This window comes from Duganella sp. FT27W (assembly GCF_009295655.1).
In the GTDB taxonomy this organism is placed as follows: Bacteria; Pseudomonadota; Gammaproteobacteria; order Burkholderiales; family Burkholderiaceae_D; genus Rugamonas; species Rugamonas zoogloeoides.
This window is the reverse complement of record NZ_WHIV01000001.1, coordinates 357,567-379,296: the sequence shown is the minus strand read 5'-3', so window position 1 is coordinate 379,296 and position 21,730 is coordinate 357,567. Positions and strand designations below refer to the sequence as shown.

General features: G+C 65.6%; 16 protein-coding genes. 9 read left to right on the top strand and 7 right to left on the bottom strand.

All coding sequences use genetic code 11. The features are described 5' to 3' along the window. Nucleotides 1–6 precede the first annotated feature (6 nt). The 3 genes from F8197_RS01555 to F8197_RS01545 all read right to left on the bottom strand — a co-directional run bounded on the left by F8197_RS01555 (nucleotide 7) and on the right by F8197_RS01545 (nucleotide 6,318). Complete coding sequence (locus F8197_RS01555) at nucleotides 7–2,307, bottom strand: DUF1565 domain-containing protein (RefSeq protein WP_152879443.1); 2,301 nt, start codon at nucleotides 2,305–2,307, stop codon at nucleotides 7–9. A gap of 207 nt (nucleotides 2,308–2,514) precedes the next feature. After that, nucleotides 2,515–4,854: a GNVR domain-containing protein gene (locus F8197_RS01550; RefSeq protein ID WP_152879442.1), complete on the bottom strand. Its 2,340-nt coding sequence runs from the start codon at nucleotides 4,852–4,854 to the stop codon at nucleotides 2,515–2,517. Nucleotides 4,855–4,863: 9 nt separating this feature from the next. Continuing rightward, nucleotides 4,864–6,318 carry a polysaccharide biosynthesis/export family protein gene (locus F8197_RS01545; protein ID WP_227012014.1) on the bottom strand — a complete coding sequence of 485 codons (1,455 nt, stop codon included), beginning with the start codon at nucleotides 6,316–6,318 and terminating at the stop codon, nucleotides 4,864–4,866. 391 nt (nucleotides 6,319–6,709) lie between these two features. Between F8197_RS01545 and F8197_RS28470 the strand changes: the two genes are divergently transcribed. After that, the gene (locus F8197_RS28470) at nucleotides 6,710–6,874 is read left to right on the top strand and encodes a hypothetical protein (RefSeq protein ID WP_193333302.1); all 165 of its coding nucleotides are present in this window, start codon (nucleotides 6,710–6,712) and stop codon (nucleotides 6,872–6,874) included. Between the two features lie 7 nt (nucleotides 6,875–6,881). Here the strand turns inward: F8197_RS28470 and F8197_RS01535 are convergent, their stop codons facing one another. After that, nucleotides 6,882–7,868: a helix-turn-helix transcriptional regulator gene (locus tag F8197_RS01535; protein ID WP_152879440.1), complete on the bottom strand. Its 987-nt coding sequence runs from the start codon at nucleotides 7,866–7,868 to the stop codon at nucleotides 6,882–6,884. Nucleotides 7,869–8,000: 132 nt separating this feature from the next. On the opposite strand from F8197_RS01535, the gene F8197_RS01530 reads away from it, so the two are divergent. Both F8197_RS01530 and F8197_RS01525 read left to right on the top strand, forming a co-directional pair. Then, complete coding sequence (locus F8197_RS01530) at nucleotides 8,001–8,567, top strand: hypothetical protein (RefSeq protein WP_152879438.1); 567 nt, start codon at nucleotides 8,001–8,003, stop codon at nucleotides 8,565–8,567. Nucleotides 8,568–8,598: 31 nt separating this feature from the next. Beyond that, nucleotides 8,599–9,870 carry an ectonucleotide pyrophosphatase/phosphodiesterase gene (locus tag F8197_RS01525; protein ID WP_227012013.1) on the top strand — a complete coding sequence of 424 codons (1,272 nt, stop codon included), beginning with the start codon at nucleotides 8,599–8,601 and terminating at the stop codon, nucleotides 9,868–9,870. A gap of 38 nt (nucleotides 9,871–9,908) precedes the next feature. On the opposite strand, the gene F8197_RS01520 is transcribed toward F8197_RS01525, so the two are convergent. Further along, nucleotides 9,909–10,829, bottom strand: coding sequence for a LysR family transcriptional regulator (locus tag F8197_RS01520; RefSeq protein ID WP_152879437.1), 921 nt, complete (start codon nucleotides 10,827–10,829; stop codon nucleotides 9,909–9,911). A 106-nt stretch (nucleotides 10,830–10,935) separates the two neighbouring features. Here F8197_RS01520 and F8197_RS01515 point away from each other — a divergent pair, with 106 nt between their 5' ends. The 6 genes from F8197_RS01515 to F8197_RS01490 all read left to right on the top strand — a co-directional run bounded on the left by F8197_RS01515 (nucleotide 10,936) and on the right by F8197_RS01490 (nucleotide 18,173). Next, nucleotides 10,936–12,375 (top strand): NAD-dependent succinate-semialdehyde dehydrogenase, encoded by a 1,440-nt coding sequence (locus F8197_RS01515; protein WP_152879435.1) that lies wholly within the window; start codon nucleotides 10,936–10,938, stop codon nucleotides 12,373–12,375. Nucleotides 12,376–12,500: 125 nt separating this feature from the next. Next, complete coding sequence (locus F8197_RS01510; RefSeq protein WP_152879433.1) at nucleotides 12,501–13,007, top strand: (2Fe-2S)-binding protein; 507 nt, start codon at nucleotides 12,501–12,503, stop codon at nucleotides 13,005–13,007. Further along, nucleotides 13,004–15,208: a molybdopterin cofactor-binding domain-containing protein gene (locus tag F8197_RS01505; RefSeq protein WP_152879432.1), complete on the top strand. Its 2,205-nt coding sequence runs from the start codon at nucleotides 13,004–13,006 to the stop codon at nucleotides 15,206–15,208. Before F8197_RS01510 ends, F8197_RS01505 begins: the two co-directional genes overlap by 4 nt. Further along, nucleotides 15,205–16,509: a cytochrome c gene (locus F8197_RS01500; RefSeq protein ID WP_152879429.1), complete on the top strand. Its 1,305-nt coding sequence runs from the start codon at nucleotides 15,205–15,207 to the stop codon at nucleotides 16,507–16,509. Before F8197_RS01505 ends, F8197_RS01500 begins: the two co-directional genes overlap by 4 nt. A 203-nt stretch (nucleotides 16,510–16,712) precedes the next feature. Next, on the top strand, nucleotides 16,713–17,693 hold the full coding sequence (locus tag F8197_RS01495) for an NAD(P)H-quinone oxidoreductase (protein ID WP_152879427.1): 981 nt from the start codon (nucleotides 16,713–16,715) through the stop codon (nucleotides 17,691–17,693). Between the two features lie 162 nt (nucleotides 17,694–17,855). Next, entirely contained in the window at nucleotides 17,856–18,173 is a 318-nt protein-coding gene (locus F8197_RS01490; RefSeq protein WP_152879425.1) for a hypothetical protein, read from the top strand. Between the two features lie 230 nt (nucleotides 18,174–18,403). On the opposite strand, the gene F8197_RS01485 is transcribed toward F8197_RS01490, so the two are convergent. Together F8197_RS01485 and F8197_RS01480 are read right to left on the bottom strand one after the other, a co-directional pair. Then, nucleotides 18,404–19,018 (bottom strand): glutathione S-transferase family protein, encoded by a 615-nt coding sequence (locus tag F8197_RS01485; RefSeq protein ID WP_152879423.1) that lies wholly within the window; start codon nucleotides 19,016–19,018, stop codon nucleotides 18,404–18,406. A 60-nt stretch (nucleotides 19,019–19,078) separates the two neighbouring features. Continuing rightward, a complete protein-coding gene (locus F8197_RS01480) occupies nucleotides 19,079–21,685 on the bottom strand; it encodes an EAL domain-containing protein (protein ID WP_152879421.1) in 2,607 nt (868 codons plus the stop codon). Nucleotides 21,686–21,730 lie beyond the last annotated feature (45 nt).

Below are 21,730 nucleotides of genomic sequence, written 5' to 3'. Positions count from 1 at the left end.
TACTGCTTACTGATACGCACCGATGGTCACAGGGGCCGTGACCGGCTTGCCCTCGATGTCGGTCGCCGGCGCATAGTCGGTCGTCCCCTTGCCCTTGGCCGGCGACGACGCGCGTACGTGCAAGTCCGGCGTGCCGGTACGCGTGTAGCTGACAAATTGCGGATCGGCCGACACTGTACCCGTCGCCTTCAGCCCGTTCTTCAGGCTGATGTTGTAGATGCTGTTCTGGTACACCAGGTTGTTGCGGTAAGTGTTATGGGTACCGGTCGAGCCCTGCTCGGTGATGCCGTAGCGATTGTCGTACACGATGTTGTTGACGACATGCGTGTTGTCGTTGGGGGCGCTGCGGTTGTAGAAGTCGCCCGCGCCCACCACGATGCCGGTGCCGGAAGCGACCGCCGTGTTGTTGGCGATGATGACATTGGTCGCATCGTGCCACAGGTGGATCGCCGCTTCCGACACGCGGTACACCACGTTGCCCACCACGCTGCCCGACGTGCTCACATAGATGCCCTGGATGTACTTGCAACCGGCCGGACCGATATCGTGGACAAAGTTGTTGATGACGTCGCCCTTGATGCCCTTGTAGTACGAATCGACGCCGATGGCCGAGGCGCCACTGCCGTTGCACGCCAGCGTGTTGGCGATGTGGTGCACGCGGTTGCCGCGAATCACATCATACGAGCCGCCTGTGTACAGGCCGCTGCGCCACACGGTACCACCCTGCAGCTTGCTGCCATCGACCTCGAAGCCGATGATATCGACGTAGTTGCCACGGTTATCCCAGGCGATGTTATTGCTGGAATTGGCCGGCGGCACGATCTTGGCGCCCCACTTGGTGGTCGAGTAGTAGTAGATGCGGCCGGCCGCCGTGCCGCTGGTGGTGGTCTTGAAGCCGCCGGCGTAGGTGCCCGGCGCCACGTGCACGGTGGTGTTGGGCTTGGCCAGCGCGGACGCACGGGCGATGGTGCGCAGCGGCGAGCCTTGCGCACCGGAGTTGCTGTCCGAGCCCGTGGTCGAGACGTACAGGTTGTTCGGCGTCGCTGGCACCGGGTTGGGCGCCGGGTTGGGATTGGGCGTCGGCGTCGGGGTGGCGCCGTTGAACTCGTAGGCGCCCACGTCGGGACCGGCGCCGGCCGGACGCGCTTTGCCGTTGAGGTCGGTAGGCGTGGCATCGCTTGCCAGGCCCTTGTCGATCGCGGGGGACGTCGCTTGCAGCTGGTAGTCGCCGCCCCCGGTACGCACGTAATTGACGAACTGCGGCGCCGCCGCGATGGTAGCCACCGCGACGCCCTTGATCAGCAAATACGGATAGGCCGTTTGTTGGTGCATCAGGTTGTTGGTGTAAGTGTTGTTGCTGCCCACGTTGCCCTGCTCGACCACGCCATACTGGGTATCGACCACGATATTGTTGGCCACCCGCGAGTAATCGTTGACCCCGTTGGACACATAGGGATCGCCGCCACCCACCACGATACCAGTATGAGCGGCAAAGATGGTGTTATGGCTCACCGTCACACGCGCGGCGTCATGCCAGAGCTGCACCCCGGCCTGCGACACGCCGTAGATCAGGTTGTTCTTGACGTCGCTGTCGGCGCTGTTGACGAACACGCCGAACATGGTCTTGCAACCGGCCGCGCCAATGTCGTGGACCACGTTGGCCAGCACATCGTTGCTGGCGCCCTTGTAGTAGCTGTCGGCGCCGATGCCGCCGCCCGATGCGCACGCACCCTGGCCCACGTGGTGCACATGGCTGTTGGTCACCGTACCGAACGAGCCTGCCGTGTACAGGCCCACGGCCCAGCGGGTACCGGCCTTGTGCGCACTGCCATCGACTTCGAAACCGTCGATATCGACATAGCTGCCCCGGTTGTCCCAGGCCACGGCATTGGCGGACGTAGCCGGCGGCACGATCTTCGCGCCCCACCTGGTATCGGACACGTAGCGGATCCGCGCCGTCGGCGTGCCGCTGGTGCCGGTGCGGAAGCCGCCTTCATAAACGCCGGGCGCCACGTGCACCACGGTGCCGGGCGTAGCCGCCTGGGCGGCGCGGGCAATGGTCTTGAACGGCTTGGCGCTGGTGCCGGGATTGCTGTCGGCGCCAGTGGTTGCCACGTACAACGCAGTGGCGGCAGCATTGTAGCTGGCGTCCGCTGCCGGTTCGTCCGACACCTGGGTGGTGGCGGCCAGCGTCATGCCTGGTGCCTGGCTGGCGCTATCGCTTTGCCCGCCGCCGCACGCAGCCAGCAGCACCATGCACGCGGTCGCGCCGGCGGTTTGAGACAGGTAGTTGACAGATAATTTCATCAGCCGTTCCTCGCTTTTTCAAAGTGAATGAGCGAGGTTTGATCGGCATCAAATTCTATAGTTCAATGCTTTCAGAAAAAAAGTTCTGGCCAAGTTTTCCTCCAGCAACGATCGATACGCATGGACAATGGAAGACTCAGTAAACATGCGGCTTGCAGCCAGAAAGGGAGACGAATTCGTGCACGAAAAAAATTTTATGCGTTGACGTCAAACATCGTTGAATACCACGCCGCGCGGCGCGATGCCGGCGTGGTTGAGGCGCTTCACCGCAGCTCCCAATTGGACCTCGGTAGTGACACCAGCACGCGCCACTACAAACACGGACCCGGCATTGGCGCCCACCACCAGCGCGTCGGCCGCCGTCAGCACCGGCGGCGCTGTCACCAGCACCACGTCGTAGCGTGCGCTGAGCCGCGCCAGTGCGTCGGTAAACAGCCCCGGCTGCAACAACTCGGCCTGGTGCGGAACGGCGCCACCAGCAGCGATGAAGTCGAGCCGTGGCGCCACCTCGGCGCGCAGCGCCTGGTGCGGCTGCAACGTGCCGGCCAGGCAATCTGCCAGCCCGGCCGCGCGATCGAGACCGAAGTGTTCGTGCAGCGTGCCACCGCGCAAGTCGGCATCGACCAGCAGCGTGCGCTGGCCGCCGGCCGCCAGCAGCAGCGCCAGGTTGACCGAGACAAAGGCCGCGCCGACCTCACGCGTAGGGCCCAGGCAGCACACGACATTGTTACGGCTGTGCGGCAGCACGAATTGCAACGTGGCGCGAAAAGCGCGCAGACTCTCGGCCGCAACGTCGTCGGGAACTGCATGCGCCAGCAGCAGCGAGACCGGCAACTGCTGGTCGGCTTGGCGAGAGAGGCCACTTTTGCGCGCGCGCCGCGCGTGCTGGCGCAACCGGTCCTGGCTGCGGCTATGGGGAATGATCGCGTGCACGGTGTTCGGCCCCAGCAGTGCTTCGATGCGTTCGGCGGCGTCGATGCCACCGCGCACGGCGCGCCAGGCCAGCGCCAGCAGCGCGCCGAGGAACACGCCGCTCACCATGCCCAGCATCACGATCAGCGGCCGGTTGGGTTTCAGTGTGTTCTCGGGCGCTACCGGCATGTCCACCATGCGCACGGTACCGATGCTGCCCACCGCCATCAGCCGCAACTGCTGCGCCGTGTTGAGCAACTCGGTGTACAGGTTGGTGCTGACCTTGACGTCGCGCTCGAGCCGCACCTGCTCCTGCTCGATACGCGGCAGGCGCTTGATGCGGGCTTCCAGCGCGGCGATCTCGCGGTCGTTCTCGCGCATTTGCTGCGCCACCGCCTGCAACACCGGGTGCTCGTCGGTGAAGCGACCCAGCAACTCGGCGCGCTTTTGCACCAGCGTGCTGCGCCGCGCCTGCGACGCCGCCAGCGTATCGAGCGCAATGCGCACCTCCTGGGTCAGGTCGATGGTGTCGTGGCCGCTGCGAAAGCCGTTGTAGCTGGCCTCGGCCGCTTCCAGCTGCTGCTTGGCCACCGGCAATTGGCGATCGAGGAAGGCCAGCGTCTTTTGCGCCTCCTCGGTCCGGCGCGCCAGGTTTTGCCGCATGTATTCGCGGCCGATCTCGCTCAGCGTGGCATACACTTGCTGCGGATCGCTGCCCTGTAAGGTGACCGAAATAATGCCCGACAGCTTGCCCTGCTCGGAAATCTGTAACGCACGCTGCACGCTCTCGAGCGCTGCCAGCCGCGACGTGCGGCGCAGCAAGTAACGTGTGCCAGGCGCGCCGCGCAGCCGCGTGACTAGCAATTCCACGACATCCGGTGCGCTTGCCTCGGCTTTTCGTGCTGCTCTTGCCATTCCGGCTGAATCCGCCGCTACAGCGTCTACCGCCTCTATAGCGGCAGGTATTTCCAGCCGCGCCAGTTGCCCCACCCTGCCTTCGAGCAAGGTACGGCCGGCGCTGTCGGCCAGGCGCCAGCGTTCGCCGCCGAGCGCGGTGATGCGGAACTGGCGGCCGTACCACTGGCTGGGCACATCGAACACGGCAACGTCGATCTTTTCGCCACCCCATGCATAACCGCCGCGCTCGAACAGGCCGGGCGCCGACAGCTGACCGCCGCGGCGCTGGGCGATCCACTCGCCGCCGAGCGGAAAATAGCGCGGCCGCGCGTGGATGTAGAGGCGCAAGGTATCGACTGCCGGCGCCACCACCAGCCGCGAGCGCAGCAGCTCCATCTCGGCGATCGCCGCCTTCTTGGTCTCGAACAGCGACGACACTTCGTTGAGAATGTTTTTCGAAGCGTTGGGCTGCTCTTCCTCCACGTGCAACAGCATATTGGCTTGATAGACGGGCGGCGCCACCAGCGCATAGCCCAGCGCCGCCAGCGTACACAGCGCGGTGACCGTCACAATCAGCCAGCGCCGTGCAGCCAGCGCACGGAACCAGGCGCGCCAGGCCAGCATGGTCGGATCGGGCGGTGCCGGCGGCGTCGGGTGCTCGATCAGGCGGGCCGGCTGCGCCACGCCTGGCAGCGGGCGCAGCATGCGGGAAGTGTCGGCGTCGCGTGGCGCATCCATGTGAGCCTCCTATGGCCTGGTGGTCACGCCGACGGCCGAAGACAGTTCGCCCGGGAACAACTGGCTGATTGCCCGGTGCCAGTTGGTCAGCATGGAGGCGGCCACGTACACGACGTCGCGCGGCTGCAGCTCGAACTGCTCGGCCAGGGCCAGCGCGCTGGCCGACCGGGCGTCGAGTCGGAACACCAGCGGCCCGCGCGGTGCTGGAGGCGCCGTTGATGCGTGCGCGCCAGCCGTGACGAGTCCGTTTGGTCCTTTGAGCCCTTTGAGCCCGTTAAGCTCGTTAAGCTCGTTAAGCGAGCCCGGTGAACCGGTCATGTACGCAGTGTCGCCCTGCTGTGCGCGGCGCACCACGTACACCTGGCCCGCATCCGCGCTTTGCGGATTGAGTCCGCCGGCTTCGCCCAGCGCCTCGCCCAGGCTCAGGCGGCCATCGTGCATGGTGAGCGCGCGCGGCGACAGTACTTCGCCACCCACGAACACCTTGTTCTCGTCGCGCGGCGGCGCCCGCACCACGTCGCCGTCGGCCAGCATCATCGCGCCCGGATACCCTTGGTATGGCAGCAGTCCTGGCGGCTGGCCAGGCGCCGGGCTGGCTGCCCCATATGACTGAGGTGCCGACGGCTGGCCAGGTGCCGGGCCGGCTGACCGGTCTGGCGCCTGCGGCGGGCCGCCGCGCATTGCCGCCACCAGGTCGATACGGTACCGTCGTCCAGCGCGCTCGACCGTGATGCGGCTCTGGTCGGCCGTGGGCAGCAGGCCGCCGGCGCGGTTGAGCGCTTCGAGCAGGGTCATCGGAATGTCGTTGATCGGCTGCGGGCCGGGCGTGCGCACCTGGCCATCGACATACACGCGCTGGCTGCGGTAGGCCATCACCGTGACTGTCACGCGCGGTGCGCGGAAGTAGCGCGCCAGCCGCTGCGCCAGGCGGTCGCGCGCCTCTTCGCGGGTCAGTCCGGCCAGCGGCACGGCGCCGGCAAACGGAAAGTGCAACTGCCCTTGCTGGTCGATGACGAACGTGGCCGGCGGCGGGCCGATCTGGCCGTCCAGGTTGTCGGACCGCGACGGCAGACCGGCGCCGGTCAGTTCCGGATGGTCCCATACCGTGATGGCCAGCACGTCGCCAACGCCGAGCCGGTACTGGCCACCGTTGCTTGCGCCAGGAATGTCGGCTACCGGCCAGGTACGGCCAAAGGCACCAGCCTCAGCCGTCATCTCACCAACGAAAGCGGGTTGCGTGGAAGCGGCGTGCGTACCAGTATCAGCTGTGGGGCGTGCACCAGGGCCATGGCCAGCGACAAGGACACCGCCGCCTCCGCCAGCATTGCGCAGCAGGCGTTGCTCGGCCAGCCACTGCGCCGTAATCGGGATCACTTCGGCATCGCCGGGCGCCGGCGCGCGGTGCGAGGTGCCAGCGCAGCCAGCCAGGCAAAACAACAATACTGCACACAGGAATTTCGCCATCGCAGCCTCCCGGACCAACGACCAGCGTAGTGGGCGCGCGCCAGCATGGCCTTGTGCGAGATCAAACGCGCCTGCGCGCAAACATCACAAAACTCGAGCTATCAACGTTATAGCTTCGGTCGGCTAATGGTTACCTGAGCCTGGCCGTCAACCTCAACAACGTCACCGACAAAAAGTACCTTACCAGCCTGTACTGGACCCAGAGTTACTATGCTGCACCGCGCAACGGCAGCGCCACGCTAACCTGGACTTATTGATGTTGTCGAAGCATCTGGCCTGAAAATACCAGCTATCCGATAAAACAGCTTCCCTTCCGCCCCGGTACGGCCTACTCTGAATGTAAGAAAGCGCCGGACGCTGGTGCGTACCGGCCATACAGAAGGAGACAATCATGGTCACGATCAAGATCGCTGCAATTATCGGCGTGCTGCTGTTGGCAGCCATGCTGGTACAAGGCCTGGTGTTCGCGCCAGCCACCAAGGTAACGGCCGCAGAACAGACCCAGCACCAGCCTGCCATCGACCTCGACGGCATGCGGCGCGCGTTCCGCGCCTGACCGGCCCTTACTCTCGCACCGCCAGCAAGGTCCCCAGCAACGCCACGTTGTTAATGTCGAGCTTGTTGAAAATGGCCTTGATCTGGGTGCGGATGGTTTCCGGTGAGCGGTGCAGCTGGGTCGCCACTTCCTTGTGAGTCAGGCCGCCGGCCAGCAGGCGGGCGACCAAAAATTCGCGTTCGCTCAGCGTATCGACCGCTTCGGCCGCACGCGCTTTCAGGAACAACACGTCCTGCTCGCGGCTGCAATACAAGATCACCCCCTCGTGCATCAGCGTGCGCGGCCCCTTGCCGTCACCGACCAGTCGCGCCAGCAGCGCCGACGGCAATCGGCCCGGATCGTCGCGGCCCCAGGCGGACGCCACCAATGACTTGAAACGTTCGTCAGCGTGGTACAGCACGCCGCGCTGGTCGGCAATCGCCACCGACCACTTGGCCCGCACCACGTCATGACTGAGCCGGTCCAGGTGCACCAGGCGGTTGATCGCCAGCGCCTGCATCAGGTGCGGCGCCAGGCACGCCAGCAAATCCACTTCCGCTGGCTGGCAGCGCGCCTCCAGCCGCGCGCGGTACAGCGACACCCATTGCACGAAACGGGTGGCGGGATGGATGGACGACGTGATCAAAAAATTGCGGTGGCCGAAATCGTTGAGGAACTGGCGCAAGCCGGCATTGTCGTCGCCGGGAAAATCGTCCACGCAAAAACCGATGGTCAGCGCCGGTTGCGCGGTCACCTGGACGGCGGCGGTATCGCGGTGCTTGACCTTTTCGTAGGCCGCGAGCATGGCCGGCGACGAGTTGTGCAAGTGGATGCTGTGGATGTCGATGCCGTCCGCGTTCATGGTGGCAGTGCCCCACATCGAGGAATCGAAGGCCAGCGTGGCTTTAAGCAAAGTGAGCGCAGCATCCTGGAATTGCTGCACCGGGCACTCCTGGGCCAGCCGATAGAGCGCCAGCAACAGGCTGCTGTACTGGGGAAGTATATTGTTGCCCATAGGGAATCTAAAATGATCGGTATGACAAAAGAATACCCATTGCTCAAGATTAACCTATTTGGGTGAAGCGGACGCGGCCCGGCGGGCGCTAAGCTGGATTTACTTGCAATTTAGCGTAGCCGCGCCACACTCATGAACGTCCACACCACCGTCTCGCTCGTCGCCGCCAACCTGATGCTCGACCTGCCTGCCTGCGGCAACGGGGGCCGCCCCGACCGCCTGACCCGGATCGACATCCTGGCCGACCATGAAGATGCCCACGGGCCATGGGTGCGCAAGGTGTATGACAATGCTCCGGACGTGATTGAACGATGGCAGGTGAGCTCGAACGCAATAGGCACAACCAACCAGGATGGCGCACGGGACTGGACGCTGCCGCGCCGGGTGGACACCATCCGCGCCGGCCTGGGCGCGATCTGGATGGGCGCCGGCGCCACCATCTATAAAGTGAGCGGCAACACCGTCACCATGTTTTCCCGTTTCAAAGGCGCCGCCACGATGGACACCGGGTCCCTGCTCTGCCTGAGCAGCAACGATATCCTGGATGCCCGCCACGACGCTCCCCTCACCTCACCGCAGGCAGTTTCGATGACGGCCTCCGGCAGGTACTGCGCGGACGATCTCAACCAGGAGCTGTACACCCTCACCATCGCACCGGGTACGCTCAGGCATGCGGCGGTCAGGATCATTCCGTTGTGAGAGGATAAGGCAGTACTCTCCGGTTTGGCAGATGGACACCATCACCAATGACGTCATCATGACGTCACGTCCTTTGCCTACACTATCCGCCATGAAAATCCTGTCTGCCCTGTTCCTGTTTTTGTCGCTGGCCGGCGCCACCGCTAACGCCCAGCCGGCGCGTCCCGTCATCCTGGTGTCAATCGACGGCTTTCGCGCCGAGTACCTGGACCGGGGCGTGACGGACAACCTGGCCCGGCTGGCGGCCGGCGGCGTGCGCGCCGTGGCGATGCGTCCTTCATTCCCGTCGATTACCTTTCCCAACCATTACACGCTGGTCACCGGCCTGCGGCCCGACCATCACGGCATCGTCGACAACGAGATGGACGATGCCGCCATTCCCGGCCAGCACTTCACCCTGAAAAACCGCGCGGCTGTTACCGACCGCCGCTGGTGGGACCAGGCCGAGCCGGTATGGGTGACCGCCGAGCGCCACGGCGTACGCAGCGCGACGCTGTTCTGGCCCGGGTCGGAAGCGGACATCCGGGGCGTGCGCCCCACCGTCTCGCCCAGGTTCGATGGCAAACTGCCGGCCGATGCGCGGGTGGACTTGCTGCTATCGTGGCTGGACCGCCCGGCCGACCAGCGCTTCGGCTTCATGACCCTGTATTTCGACGATGTGGACCACGCCGGCCACGACTTCGGCCCGGACGCGCCACAGACCACCACCGCGCTGGCCGTGGTGGACCGCGCCATCGCCCGCCTGCAGGATGGATTGGCCGCCAGGCAGGTGGAAGCCGACCTGGTGATCGTCTCCGACCACGGCATGGCGGCATTGAGCAAGGACCGCCTGATCCGCATGCAGGACATCGTCCCCGCCGGCAGTTACCGCGACCAGATCGACGGCCCCTATGCGGCCATGAACGCGGCGCCGGGCCGCGAGGCAGAACTGGCGCAAGCGCTGCTCCAGCCGCAGCAGCACATGCAATGCTGGCGCAAGCAGGACATTCCGGCGCGGCTGGCCTACGGTCGCAATCCGCGCGTGGCTGGCTTCCTGTGCCTGGCCGAACCGGGATGGAATATCGTCTTTGGCGACGACGCCATCGCCAGGCTCAAAGGCGGCAACCACGGCTACGACAACGCCGTCCCCGAAATGGCCGCGATCTTCATCGCCGCCGGTCCCGCGTTCAGGCGCGGCGTGGTGCTGCCGGCGTTCGACAATGTCGATGTGTACCCGCTCGTGATGCGCCTCCTCAATCTCGCGCCGCTGCCGTCCGATGGCGATATCGCGCCGCTGTTGCCGGCGCTGGCAGCGCCGCAATAAACCAATCACGCCACTGATACAGGCCTGCCAGCTACGCCTTACGCCAACGCCCACACCGGCGGCTGCCCGATGGCCGCGCGCAGCGCATCGAGCAGCACCGTCACGCGCGCCGGCGGCTGGCGCAGCGCCCGCAACGCGTGGATGCCGGTGGTGGCGCGCGGCTGCTGCGACCATTCGGGAAACAGCTGGCGCAGCTGGCCGGCCTTGATATCGGGCTCCACCACCCAGTCCGGCAAGTACGCAATCCCCATGCCCTCCTGCGCGGCCAGGCGCATCGCCTCGAAATCGTCGCAGGCGAATACCGGCTGACCACCGCAGGCGCGCGCCGGGTGACCCAGCACGTCGGTCCAGCCCAGTAAATCCGCGCCATGCAGCTTGTCGATCAGGCGATGGCAGCCGATGGCGTTGACTGCGGCCGGTGTGCCCGCGCGCTCCAGGTATGCCGGGCTGGCGCACAGGATGCGGGTCTGGGTGGCCAGGCGGCTGGCGATCAGCGTGCTGTCGGCCAGGTCGCCGATGCGGATCACCAGGTCCAGGCGCTCGGCCACCGGGTCCGCCAGCCGTTCCGTCAAATCCAGTTCCACCCGCAGGTCGGGATACTGGCTGGCCAGTTGCCCCATCACCGGCAGCACGTAGCGCTTGCCGAAGGTGGGAAAGCACGCCACCCGCAGAATGCCCGTCACCTCGCCCTTCATCGAAGCGAGTTCCTGCTGGGCGTCGGCCAGCGCGTCGAGGATCTGGCGCGCGCGTATCAGCAGTGCTTCGCCGGCATCGGTGAGCGTGAGCAGCCGCGTGGAACGCAGGAACAGCGGCGACTCCAGGTGCTCTTCCAGCATGTCGATCTGGCGGCCGATGGACGACGGCGTGCGCCCGCGCCGGCGGCCCGCGCCGGAAAAACTGCCCTCGCGCGCGACATCGACGAACACGCCGAGAAATTCCGCGAATTTTTCTGATTGCATCTTTGCGTTCCTTGCATAGCTGTTGTGGGACGGCGCCCGCTTATCACGCACGCCGTCCGGTTTTACGCTTCTTCCACGGCACTTCAACTCTACCAAGGAAAAAATAATGCACACACCGGATTACGACCAACTCTCCCTGTTCATCGACGGCGCCTGGCTCGATGCGGGCAACCGCGACACCGCACCCGTCATCAACCCCGCCAGCGGCGCCATCCTGGGCCGCGTGCCGCTTGCCACCGCCGCCGACCTGGACCTGGCCTTGACTACCGCGCGCACCGCCTTCGACATCTGGCGCCACACCGTGCCGGCCGAACGCTCGCGCATCCTGCGCCAGGCAGCCACGCTGATGCGCGAGCGCGCCGAGCACATCGCCACCCTGATGACGCTCGAGGAAGGCAAGCCGCTGGCCGAAAGCCGCGACGAAGTGCTGCGCGCAGCCGAATACTTCGAGTGGTTCGCCGAGGAGGCGCGCCGCATCGATGGCCGCGTGGTGCCGTCCAACCGCCCCGGCGTGCAGCAACTGGTCAAGCGCCAGGCGATCGGCGCCGTGGCCGCCTTCACGCCGTGGAACTTCCCGGCCATCACCCCGGCCCGCAAGCTGTCGGCGGCGCTGGCCGCCGGCTGCAGCGTGATCCTGAAACCGGGCGAGGAAAGCCCGGCCACCGCGCTGGCGCTGGCCCGCTGCCTGGACGACGCCGGCCTGCCCAAGGGCGTGCTGCAAGTGGTGTTCGGCGTGCCGGACATGGTGTCCGCCAGGCTGATCGCCTCGCCTGTGATCCGCAAGGTGGCGTTCACCGGCTCGGTGCCGGTGGGCCGGCTGCTGTCGGAACGGGCCGCTGCGGGCGTCAAGCCGATCACGCTGGAACTGGGCGGCCATGGTCCGGTGCTGGTGTTCGACGATGCCGATATCGAGGCTGCCGCCGTCGGCGGTGCGGCCAATCGCTTTCGCGGCACGGGCCAGATCTGCATCTCGTCCACCCGCTTCCTGGTCCAGCGCGGCGTGTACGACCAGTTTGTCGAACGCTTCGTCGCCGCCACCGGCGCGCTGGTGATCGGCGACGGCATGGCGCCGCAGACGCAGGTTGGCCCACTGGCCAATCCGCGTCAACTGGCCAAAATGGAGGCCCTGGTTGCGGACGCCGTCGAACAGGGCGCCACCGTGCTGGCCGGCGGCAAACGCATCGACCGCCCCGGCTATTTTTTCGAGCCCACCGTGCTGGCCGACGTGCCGATGACGGCGCGCATCATGCATGAAGAACCATTCGGTCCGATCGCCGTGCTGCTGCCGTTCGACACCCTCGCCGACGGCCTGGCGGAAGCCAACCGCCTGCCCTACGCCCTGTCGGCATATGCCTTTACGACGAATGCCCGCACCGCGCTCGACGTGGGCGACGGCCTGGAAGCGGGCATGATCGGCATTAACCAGTACCGCATCGTCGCCACCGAACTGCCGTTCGGCGGCATGAAGGAAAGCGGCCATGGCTCCGAAGGCGGCGCCGAGGGCATCGGTCACTATCTGACCAATAAATTCATCAGCCAGGCCTAAGAGCGCTCTAAATGGCATTTGTGCAAAAGGCGCATAACGGCTTATTACCAACGGCCAGTTATCGCCTTGTCAAAACATTGTTACGCTCAAAAACGAATGGAACACCAACTTTGAGGAGCAGGACAATGGCGCAAACGCTAAGGGTGAACGGCCACGAACATGTCGTGGATGTCGAGGGCAGCACGCCGCTGCTGTGGGTGATCCGCGACGTGATCGGCATGACCGGCACCAAGTTCGGCTGCGGCATCGCCCAGTGCGGCGCCTGCACCGTGCACCTGGACGGCAACCCGGTGCGATCGTGCGTGCTGCCCGTGTCCAGCGTCGGCAACCGCGAGGTGACCACCATCGAAGCGGTCGGCGCCACCGACAGCGGCAAACGCATCCAGGATGCGTGGCTGGCGGTGGACGTGGTCCAATGCGGCTACTGCCAGTCGGGCCAGATCATGTCGGCCGCCGCGCTGCTCGAGCGCACGCCCAACCCCACCGATGCCGATATCGACGCCGCCATGTCCGGCAATATCTGCCGCTGCGCCACCTACGTGCGCATCCGAGCCGCCATCAAGCAGGCGGCTACCGGCAAGATCGTGGTCACGCAAGCCATTCCCGTCGCCACGATCGGAGGCCGCAAATGAGCCACGTCATTGACACCGTTTCGACCGGGCGCCGCCAGTTGCTGAAAGCTGCCGGCCTGTCGGTGGCCTTCGTGTGGCTGGCCACGCCCAAGACCGCCCTCGGCGCGGTCACCCCGCACCGCCAGCCCGGCGACGCCAGGGCGGCAGCAGCCGACGGCGCGCCTGCGTTTGCCCCCAACGCCTTTGTGCGCATCGACGCCAGCGGCGCCATTCGCCTGGTGATGCCGATGGTGGAAATGGGCCAGGCCATCTACACCGGTTCGTGCATGCTGCTGGCCGAAGAACTGGACGTGGGCCTGGACCAGATCCAGGTCGAACATGCACCGGCCAGCGACGAGCTGTATGGCATGAAGCTGCTCAAGGGGCAAATCACCGGCGGCTCCACCAGCACCCGCAGCACCTTCACCGAACTGCGCACGGCAGGCGCCATCGCCCGCACCCTGCTGGTATCGGCGGCTGCCGCGAAGTGGAAGGTGGCGCCCGGCGACTGCGTGGTCGAACGTGGCGTGATCCGGCACCAGGCCAGCGGCAGGACGCTCACCTACGGCCAGGTGGCTGCCGCCGCCAACCGGTTGCCCGACCCCGGCGACGTCAAACTCAAGTCGCCCGGCGAATTCCGCCTGATCGGCAAACCGATGGCGCGCCTCGATTCGGCCGACAAGGTGGCCGGTACCACAAAATTCGGCATCGACGTCAGCGTACCCGGCATGCGGGTGGCGACAGTGAAGGCCTGCCCCACTTTCGGCGGCAAGCTGGTGAAGTTCGACGACCGCGCCACGCGGTCCGAACCCGGCGTGATCGAAGTGCTCAGGATAGCCAACGCGGTGGCCGTGGTGGCCGTGCATTTCGGCGCGGCCAACCGCGGCATGGAGCTGCTCGACATCGAATGGGACCGGGGCGCCAATGCCATGCTCACCACCCGCGACCTGCGCGCCGGCCTGGCTGCCAGCCAGGCCAGCGGCAAGGCCATCGTCGGGCGCGAAGCAGGCACGCGCCCGCAAGGCGAATTGATCGAGGCAACCTACAAGCTGCCGATGCTGGCTCACGCCACCATGGAGCCGCTTAACGCCACCGTCCACGTCACCGCCGATCGCTGCGAGATCTGGGCCGGCACCCAGGTACCGACCCGGGTGGTGGCCAATGCCGCGAAAATTACCGGCCTGGCGGTGGGACAGGTGGTGCTGCACCCGCAATACCTGGGCGGCGGCTTCGGCCGCCGGCTCGAGAGCGACTACGTGGACCAGGCAGTGATGTTCGCCAAACTGGTCAAGTATCCGCTCAAGATCATCTGGACCCGCGAAGAAGACATCGGCCACGACATCGTGCGCCCTATGTACCACGACGTGATTTCGGCGGTGGTCGATGCCAAGGGCATGCCGGTGTGGTACGGCGACCGCATTTGCAGCGCCACCGTGTTGGGCCGCTGGCGGCCGGGTGGCATGCGCCCGAACGGTCTCGATGGCGACGCCATCGAATGCGTGGCTGACATGCCGTACGCCATCCCCAACATGAAGGTGGAATGGGTGCGCCACGACATGCCGCCCGGTTTGCTGGTCGGCTGGTGGCGCGGCGTGGGCGCGCTGCACAACCTGTTCATCGTCGAGAGCTTTTTCGATGAACTGGCTCACTGCGCCAAGACCGATCCGGTGGCATGGCGCCGCGCCCTGCTGCGCCACAATCCGCGTGCCACCGCAGTGCTGGACCTGGCGGCCGCCAAGATGGGCTGGGGCGCCGCCCTGCCCCCGCGCGTGGCCCGTGGCGTGGCGCTGGGCGAGCCGTTCGGCAGCAAGGTATGCGCGATGGTGGAGGTGGAAGTCACGCCTGCCGGCGACGTGCGCCTGCGGCGCGCCGTGGTGGCGGTCGATTGCGGCATTCCTGTCAACACCGGCTCGATCGAAGCGCAGATCCAGGGCGGGCTGCTGTTCGGCCTGTCCGCCGCGCTGTTCAACGAAGTGACCATCGCCAACGGCGCCATCGAGCAAAGCAATTTCAACGACTACCGCATGATCAGGATGAACGAAACGCCCGACGTGGAAGTCCACATCGTCCACAACACCGAGGCGCCCGGCGGCATCGGCGAAGTGGGCACGGCGATTGCCGCACCGGCACTGGCCAACGCAATCTTTGCGGCCACCGGCGTGCGCCTGCGCGAGCTGCCGATCCGCCGCGAGCTGCTGGCACAAAAAGGGAGCAAGGCATGAAACGCATCGTGATCCTGGCGCCCGTGTGCGCCGCCATCCTCGGTACGGCAGCTTACTTCTACCTCACCCGATCCGATCCCACCCCGGGCACGGCGCCGGTATTGGCCGGCGCGCCGGCGTCCGCGTCGAAGATCGTGCGCGGCGCATACCTGGCCAAGGCAGCCGATTGCGTGGCGTGCCACACCGTCTCCGGCGGCAAGCCGTTTGCCGGCGGCCTGCCGTTCAAGCTGCCGTTCGGCACCCTGTACTCGTCCAACATCACGGCCGACCAGAAGACCGGCATCGGCAACTACAGCGACGACGACTTCGTGCGTGCGCTGCACGACGGCGTGCGCCACGACGGCAAGCGGCTCTACCCGGCCTTCCCGTACACGTCGTATTCGCTGCTGAGCCGCGAGGACGCGCTGGCGATCAAGGCGTATTTATTCAGCCTGCCCACAGTCACGCAGGAGACGCCGACACCGGACCTGGCATTCCCGTTCAACCAGCGCTGGGCAATGGGCTTCTGGAACGCGGCGTTCTTCAAGAGCGAGCGTTTCAAGCCCGCCCCCGACAAATCGGCGCAATGGAACAGCGGCGCCTACCTGGCGATCGCGCTGGCCCACTGCGCCGAGTGCCACACGCCGCGCAACATCGGCTTCGCGCTCGACCACCGCAATGAACTGAGCGGCGCCGTGGTCAACGGCTGGCAGGCGCCCAATATCACGTCCGACCCGGTCCACGGCATCGGCAAATGGACCGACGCCGAGTTGTACCAGTACCTGCGCGCCGGCCACGCACCGGGCCACGGCGCGGCCTCGGGACCGATGCGCGAAGCCGTGGAAAACAGCCTGCAATACCTGGACCCGGCCGATATCCGCAACCTGGTCACCTACCTGCGCAGCGTGCCGCCACGCACCGGCGACAATCCGATCGTGGTCAATCCCAAACCGGACAGCGTGGCTGCGGCAGGCCCGTACGCCCCGGCACCGGGCACCCCGGCCAACCTCAAGGACGGCCTGCGCCTGTTCGAAAGCAGCTGCGCCAGCTGCCATCAATGGAACGGCGCCGGCCCGCAATCGCAGTACGCCGCGCTGCTGGGCGCGCGCTCGGTAAACGACCCGTCAGGCCGCAACGTGGTGCAGATGATCCTGTCCGGCACCCGCGCCCAGATCGCCGGCGCGGAAGTGTTCATGCCGTCGTTCCGGGCGTCGTTCACCGACGACGAGATCGCGCAGTTGAGCAACTACGTGATTTACCAGTTCGGGAGCAAGCAGGGCAAGGTGACGGCGGCGGATGTAGCGAAACATCGCCAGCAATAAGCACAACAACTCTGCGTCAAAGAACGGCGGTAAAAACAAAAGCGAAAGCACGACGCAGGAAGATGTGGCGCGGCCGCGTGGGCTGGCGGTGGACTGCCACCACTTGTGCGCGGTGTGCACAGCGGTTAGTCGGCAGGGGCTGATTATCAAACCGGTGGTTCGTCGTTAAGCTCGATTCACCTCTACTTTTTCAGGAACCCATCATGAAAGCCATCACCTTCGACAAATTCGGCGCCAGCGACGTCCTCACACTGGGCGACGTGCCCGAACCGGTACTGCGTCCCGACGACCTGATCGTGCGCACCCACGCGGCCGGCGTCAACCGCGCCGACCTCACCCATCGGCGCGGCGGCTACGGCTGGCCCGACTTCGGCGACTCCGCCATCATGGGCCTGGAAATCGCTGGCGAAGTGATTGCCGTCGGCGCCAACGTCAAGGAATTCAAGTTCGGCGACCGCGTGATGGGCATCGTCGGTGGCGGCGCGTATGCCGAAGTCTCGCGCATAGACCATCGCATGGCGATGCCGATTCCTGCAGGCCTCGACTACATCCAGGCAGCGGCAATCACCGAAGTCTTCGTCACCGCGCACGAAGCCTTGCTCCACCTGGGCAGGCTGGAAAAAGGCGAAACGGTGCTGATCCACGCCGGCGCCGGCGGCGTGGGCGGCGCGGCCGTGCAGCTGGCGCGCGCGGCCGGCGCCACCGTGATCACGACCGCGCAGGCAAGCGCCCACGACCTGGTGCGCCGCATGGGCGCCCACCACGCGATCGACTACGAGTACGAAGACTTCGCGCAGGTGGTGGCAACGCTGACCGGCGATCGCGGCGTGGACGTGATCCTCGACTTCATCGGCGCGCCGTACTTCGAGCGCAACGTCAATGCGCTGAACTTCGGCGGGCGCCTGGTGCAGATCGGGATCATGGGCGGCATCGAGAACGCAAAAATCCCGCTCGACCGCCTGCTGTACCGACACCTGCACATCATCGGCACGGTCATGAAGTCGCGCAGCCAGGAAGTCAAGCACGCCATGTCGCGTCGCTTCAAGGAACGCTGGCTGTCGCAGTTCGGCAAGGATGGCCTGACCCCGGTCATCGACAGCGTCTTCCCGCTGTCCCAGGCCGGCGCCGCGCAGCAGCGCATGGAAGATGGTCTGAATGTCGGGAAAATCGTGTTGACCATGTAATACCACTCGCGCCTTGGCCCCGCAGCGCGGGCTGCTGCACAAGCGGCCCTCCTGCGTGTCAGACGAATAAGTGGGCTGGAACAGTTTATAATCGAACGAAAACCCTTCTTGCCCACATTGCCCCACCCTAGAGTGGCAAGCAAATTCCCAGGGAGCAATCAAATGGTTACCAGACTGACCAAACCAAAATCATTGGAATACGATCCCCCCTCGAACAATGCTGTAAGTACCCGGATTTCAGCTCCCGCCAAGCTGGCGTGGGGCAGGATACCGTCGCGCTTCAAGACAGAAATTATCGCGGCGGTTGAACAGCGATCCCCTGACAGCGATGCCTCTACCAAGATCGTGAAGGTTGGCAGCCAGCTGCTTAAGGTTCGAAACGTTGCCTCTGGCTTTAGGGTTATCTACGAGCCTGGCGAGGATGGGAACACCATTGTCTCCGTACTTACGCCGCGCGAGGTACGTCTTGCGAAAGGCTGAGATTGGCCTCCTCGATAATCAACGCAAATCAGTTTCACGCTTTCAATTTTGATCCAGCAGCGCTGGCGATATGGAACCGTGATCTGGCGGCGTTAGGCACTCTGATTTCAGCGCGCGCAGCACCGAACGACACGACAAAGTCCACCTTTGACCAGGTAGTGCAACTAGGCGGGCACAGGCTGAAAATTCTGCAAAAAGTTAAGTAGATAGCTGCAACGTGCCCGCCCTTATCAACCCTCGGTTGCCGCCATCGCCTTCTGCCACGCCGGACGCGCTTCGATGGCGGCGGTGAAGGCTTGCAGGCGCGGCCAGCGGCTGCCTTCGGGCTGTTTGACGGCGATGCCGACCGGGAAGCTGAGCATGATGTCGGCGCCGGTCAGGCTGTCGCCGATGAAGTAGCCCGATGGTTCGAGGATGCTTTCCAGGTAGTCAAAGTGGTTCGTCACTTCGCTGTCGATGCGGCCGTGCAGCGGCACGCCGCCGTCGCCGAGGCGCGAAACGTAAATGCGCAGCAGCAGCGGGATCATGGCCGAGCCTTCGGCGAAGTGCATCAGTTGCAGGTGGCGCAGCGCGGCGGGCGTGCCGGGGGCTGGTTGCAGCGCGCCCTTGCCGTAGCGGTCCAGCAGGTACTGGACGATGGCGCCCGATTCCTCGATCAGCACACCGTCATCTTCGAGCAGCGGAGATTTGCCCAGCGGGTGGATGGCCTTGAGTTCGGGCGGGGCGAAATTGGTGACGGCGTCGCGCTGGTAGCGTACCAGTTCGTACGGCAGGCCCAGTTCTTCGAGCAGCCAGACGATGCGCTGCGAGCGGCTTTTGTTGAGATGGTGTACCCGAATAGCCATGTATGTCTTCCTGTCTGCATAAACGTTGGAAAACGATTGTACAACAGCGGTTACGCCGGCTCAGGCTGCAATCAAATCGGCGGGATTGAGCATCAACGCCAGCCGCTCCGGCGGCAACGGACGGCTGATCAAATAGCCCTGCAATTCGTCGCAGCCGTTCTCGGACAGGAAGCTGCGCTGCTGCTCGGTCTCCACGCCCTCGGCGATCACGCGCAGCTTCAGGCGATGCGCCAGGCCGATGATGGAGCTGGCGATGGCCTCGTCGCCGTCGCTGCGGCCCAGGTCGCGCACGAAGGACTTGTCGATCTTGAGGGTGCTGATCGGGAACGACTTCAAGGCCGACAGGCTTGAATAGCCGGTGCCGAAGTCGTCGATCGACAGGAACACGCCCATCGCCCGCAACTGCCCCATCTTTTCCACCGCCTGCGCCAGGTCGCGCATGATCACGCCTTCGGTCACTTCCAGCTCCAGCCAGCGCGGCTCCATGCCGCTGTCGGCCAGCGCCCGCGCCACGCGGTCCACCAGGCCCTGTTCCTCGAACTGGCGCGGCGAGACGTTGACGGAAATGCGCAGCGGCGCCAGGCCGGCGTCCTGCCAGGCCTGGTTCTGGAAGCAGGCGGTGCGCAGCACCCATTCGCCCAGCGCCACGATCATGCCGCTTTCCTCGGCCAGCGGGATGAAGCGATCGGGCCCGATCACGCCGCGCGCCGGATCGTCCCAGCGCACCAGTGCCTCGCAGCCGAAGATGCGGCCGCTGCGCATGTCCACCTTGGGCTGGTACATCAGGTGGAACTGCTGCAGGTCGAGGGCGACGCGCAGCCCTTCCATCAGGCGCAGCTTTTCCTCGATATTGACGTTCATTTCGCGGGTGTAGAACTGGTAATTGTTCTTGCCCAGGTCCTTGGCCCGGTACATGGCGGCGTCGGCATGCATCAGCAGGGTTTCGGCGTCGCCACCGTCGTGCGGATAGACGGCCACGCCGATGCTGCAGCTGACCTGCACCTCCTGCCCTGCCACGCACATCGATTGCAGCACCGCGTGGCGCACGCGCTCGATCACGGCGGTTGCGCGCGCCGACTGGTCGGCGCCCTCGGCATCGAGCATCAGCACGAATTCGTCGCCGCCGAAACGGCCCACCGTGTCGCCGGCGCGCACGCAGCCGGCCATGCGCTCGGCCACCACCTTGAGCAGTTCGTCGCCGGCGTTGTGGCCCAGGCCATCGTTAACCAGCTTGAAGCCATCGAGATCGATGAAAGCGACCATCACGGAGCCGCCATCGGCCACCATCTGGCTCAGACGCTCGGTGATGCGGATACGGTTGGGCAGGCCAGTGAGGTTGTCGTGGTGGGCCAGGTGCAGCATGCGTTCCTCGGCCAGCTTGCGCTCGGTGATGTCGCGCACGATGGCGACAATGCCGCCTTCCACCGACACCACCTGCTTTTGCATCCAGCGCGGGTAGCGCGGCTGGGTGGTATTTTCCCATTCGCGCTCGTGCACACCGCCGTCCTCGCTGGCCTGCACCAGCAACTGGAACATGCCGCCTTTTTGCGCTTCCGGGATCATTTCCAGCAGCGTCATCGAACACAATTCGGCGCGCGACATGCCGGTCATGCGCTCGGCGCGGGCATTGACGTCGATGAAGCGAAAGTCGGTGATGGCATTGCCGGCATCGCGCACCTCGCGCAGCACGAAGAAGGCATCCAGGCTGGCAGCGGAAGCGGCGGCAAAGGTTTCACGCGCACGGCGCACGCGGGTGCGGTTGCGCGCGCCCTGCCAGGCCCAGATCCACAGCAGCACAGTGCCCACGATCAGCACCAGGCTGACCATGGCCATGACCCACAGCTTGTCGCGCGTTTCGCGCTCGAACGGCGCCATCTGCTCGTTTTCGTCCAGACCCGCCACCACCCGCAGCGGCACCTGGTGCAGCTCGCGCGCGGCGGCAAAGCGCTTCACGCCGTCGTCCACATCGACACCGCCGGCCGGCAGTTGCTGGCCGTACGACACCTGGTCGCCCACGCGCAGCGCGCGCACCACGTCGTCGGCGCCGACCAGCGCCAGCATGCCGCGTTCACCCAGGCGGCTGCGCTCGTAGTCGCTGGTAAAGTAGGCGGGATCGGTTTCCAGCATGACGATGCCGGCGAAATTGCCACGGGCGTCGTCCAGCCTGCGCGTGAAATGCAGGTGGGCGTCGGACTTGACGGCGTCGCGCTGGGCGTGGCTGACAAAAATGCCGCCGCTGTCGCGCTGCTGGTGATACAGGAAATAGGCCTGATCGGCCACCGAGAGCGGTTGCGCGCGCGGATTGCTGGCCACCACCATGCCGTCGCGATCGGCCATGCTCACGGCGAACACCATGCTGGGGGGCAGCAGGCCTTCGCGCGCGAGCTCGGTCAGCGCACCCGGCGAACCGCTGCGCTCGACCGCGTACTTCATCACGCGCAGGGTCTGGTCGATGCTGTCCACGCTGCGCGCCACTTGCGCCTCGTAGGTGCCCAATATTTCGCCTACCGTGTTGACGGCAGCGGCGCGGGCGCGTTCGCGGCCCTGCTCGATGTCGTGCCAAGACAGCAGCCACAGGCCGGCCAGCAGCGCCAGCGCGAACAGCGGCAGCGAGATATAGGTATCGAGCCCGCGGCGCAGCCAGCGCGCAAACAGTTGAACGATCATGTGAGGCTCCTCGCCCATGCCACGGGCCGCCCGGCGAATGCGCGC

What these genes read in the sequence shown, in the direction of transcription:
- F8197_RS01525 (WP_227012013.1), top strand. Translation starts at nt 8,599, where the DNA reads ATGGACACCATCACCAATGACGTCATCATGACGTCACGTCCTTTGCCT.
- F8197_RS01500 (WP_152879429.1), top strand. Translation starts at nt 15,205, where the DNA reads ATGAAACGCATCGTGATCCTGGCGCCCGTGTGCGCCGCCATCCTCGGT.
- F8197_RS01510 (WP_152879433.1), top strand. Translation starts at nt 12,501, where the DNA reads ATGGCGCAAACGCTAAGGGTGAACGGCCACGAACATGTCGTGGATGTC.
- F8197_RS01520 (WP_152879437.1), bottom strand. Translation starts at nt 10,829, where the DNA reads ATGCAATCAGAAAAATTCGCGGAATTTCTCGGCGTGTTCGTCGATGTC.
- F8197_RS01535 (WP_152879440.1), bottom strand. Translation starts at nt 7,868, where the DNA reads ATGGGCAACAATATACTTCCCCAGTACAGCAGCCTGTTGCTGGCGCTC.
- F8197_RS01505 (WP_152879432.1), top strand. Translation starts at nt 13,004, where the DNA reads ATGAGCCACGTCATTGACACCGTTTCGACCGGGCGCCGCCAGTTGCTG.
- F8197_RS01545 (WP_227012014.1), bottom strand. Translation starts at nt 6,318, where the DNA reads ATGGCGAAATTCCTGTGTGCAGTATTGTTGTTTTGCCTGGCTGGCTGC.
- F8197_RS01490 (WP_152879425.1), top strand. Translation starts at nt 17,856, where the DNA reads ATGGTTACCAGACTGACCAAACCAAAATCATTGGAATACGATCCCCCC.
- F8197_RS01530 (WP_152879438.1), top strand. Translation starts at nt 8,001, where the DNA reads ATGAACGTCCACACCACCGTCTCGCTCGTCGCCGCCAACCTGATGCTC.
- F8197_RS01515 (WP_152879435.1), top strand. Translation starts at nt 10,936, where the DNA reads ATGCACACACCGGATTACGACCAACTCTCCCTGTTCATCGACGGCGCC.
- F8197_RS01495 (WP_152879427.1), top strand. Translation starts at nt 16,713, where the DNA reads ATGAAAGCCATCACCTTCGACAAATTCGGCGCCAGCGACGTCCTCACA.
- F8197_RS28470 (WP_193333302.1), top strand. Translation starts at nt 6,710, where the DNA reads ATGGTCACGATCAAGATCGCTGCAATTATCGGCGTGCTGCTGTTGGCA.
- F8197_RS01480 (WP_152879421.1), bottom strand. Translation starts at nt 21,685, where the DNA reads ATGATCGTTCAACTGTTTGCGCGCTGGCTGCGCCGCGGGCTCGATACC.
- F8197_RS01485 (WP_152879423.1), bottom strand. Translation starts at nt 19,018, where the DNA reads ATGGCTATTCGGGTACACCATCTCAACAAAAGCCGCTCGCAGCGCATC.
- F8197_RS01555 (WP_152879443.1), bottom strand. Translation starts at nt 2,307, where the DNA reads ATGAAATTATCTGTCAACTACCTGTCTCAAACCGCCGGCGCGACCGCG.
- F8197_RS01550 (WP_152879442.1), bottom strand. Translation starts at nt 4,854, where the DNA reads ATGGATGCGCCACGCGACGCCGACACTTCCCGCATGCTGCGCCCGCTG.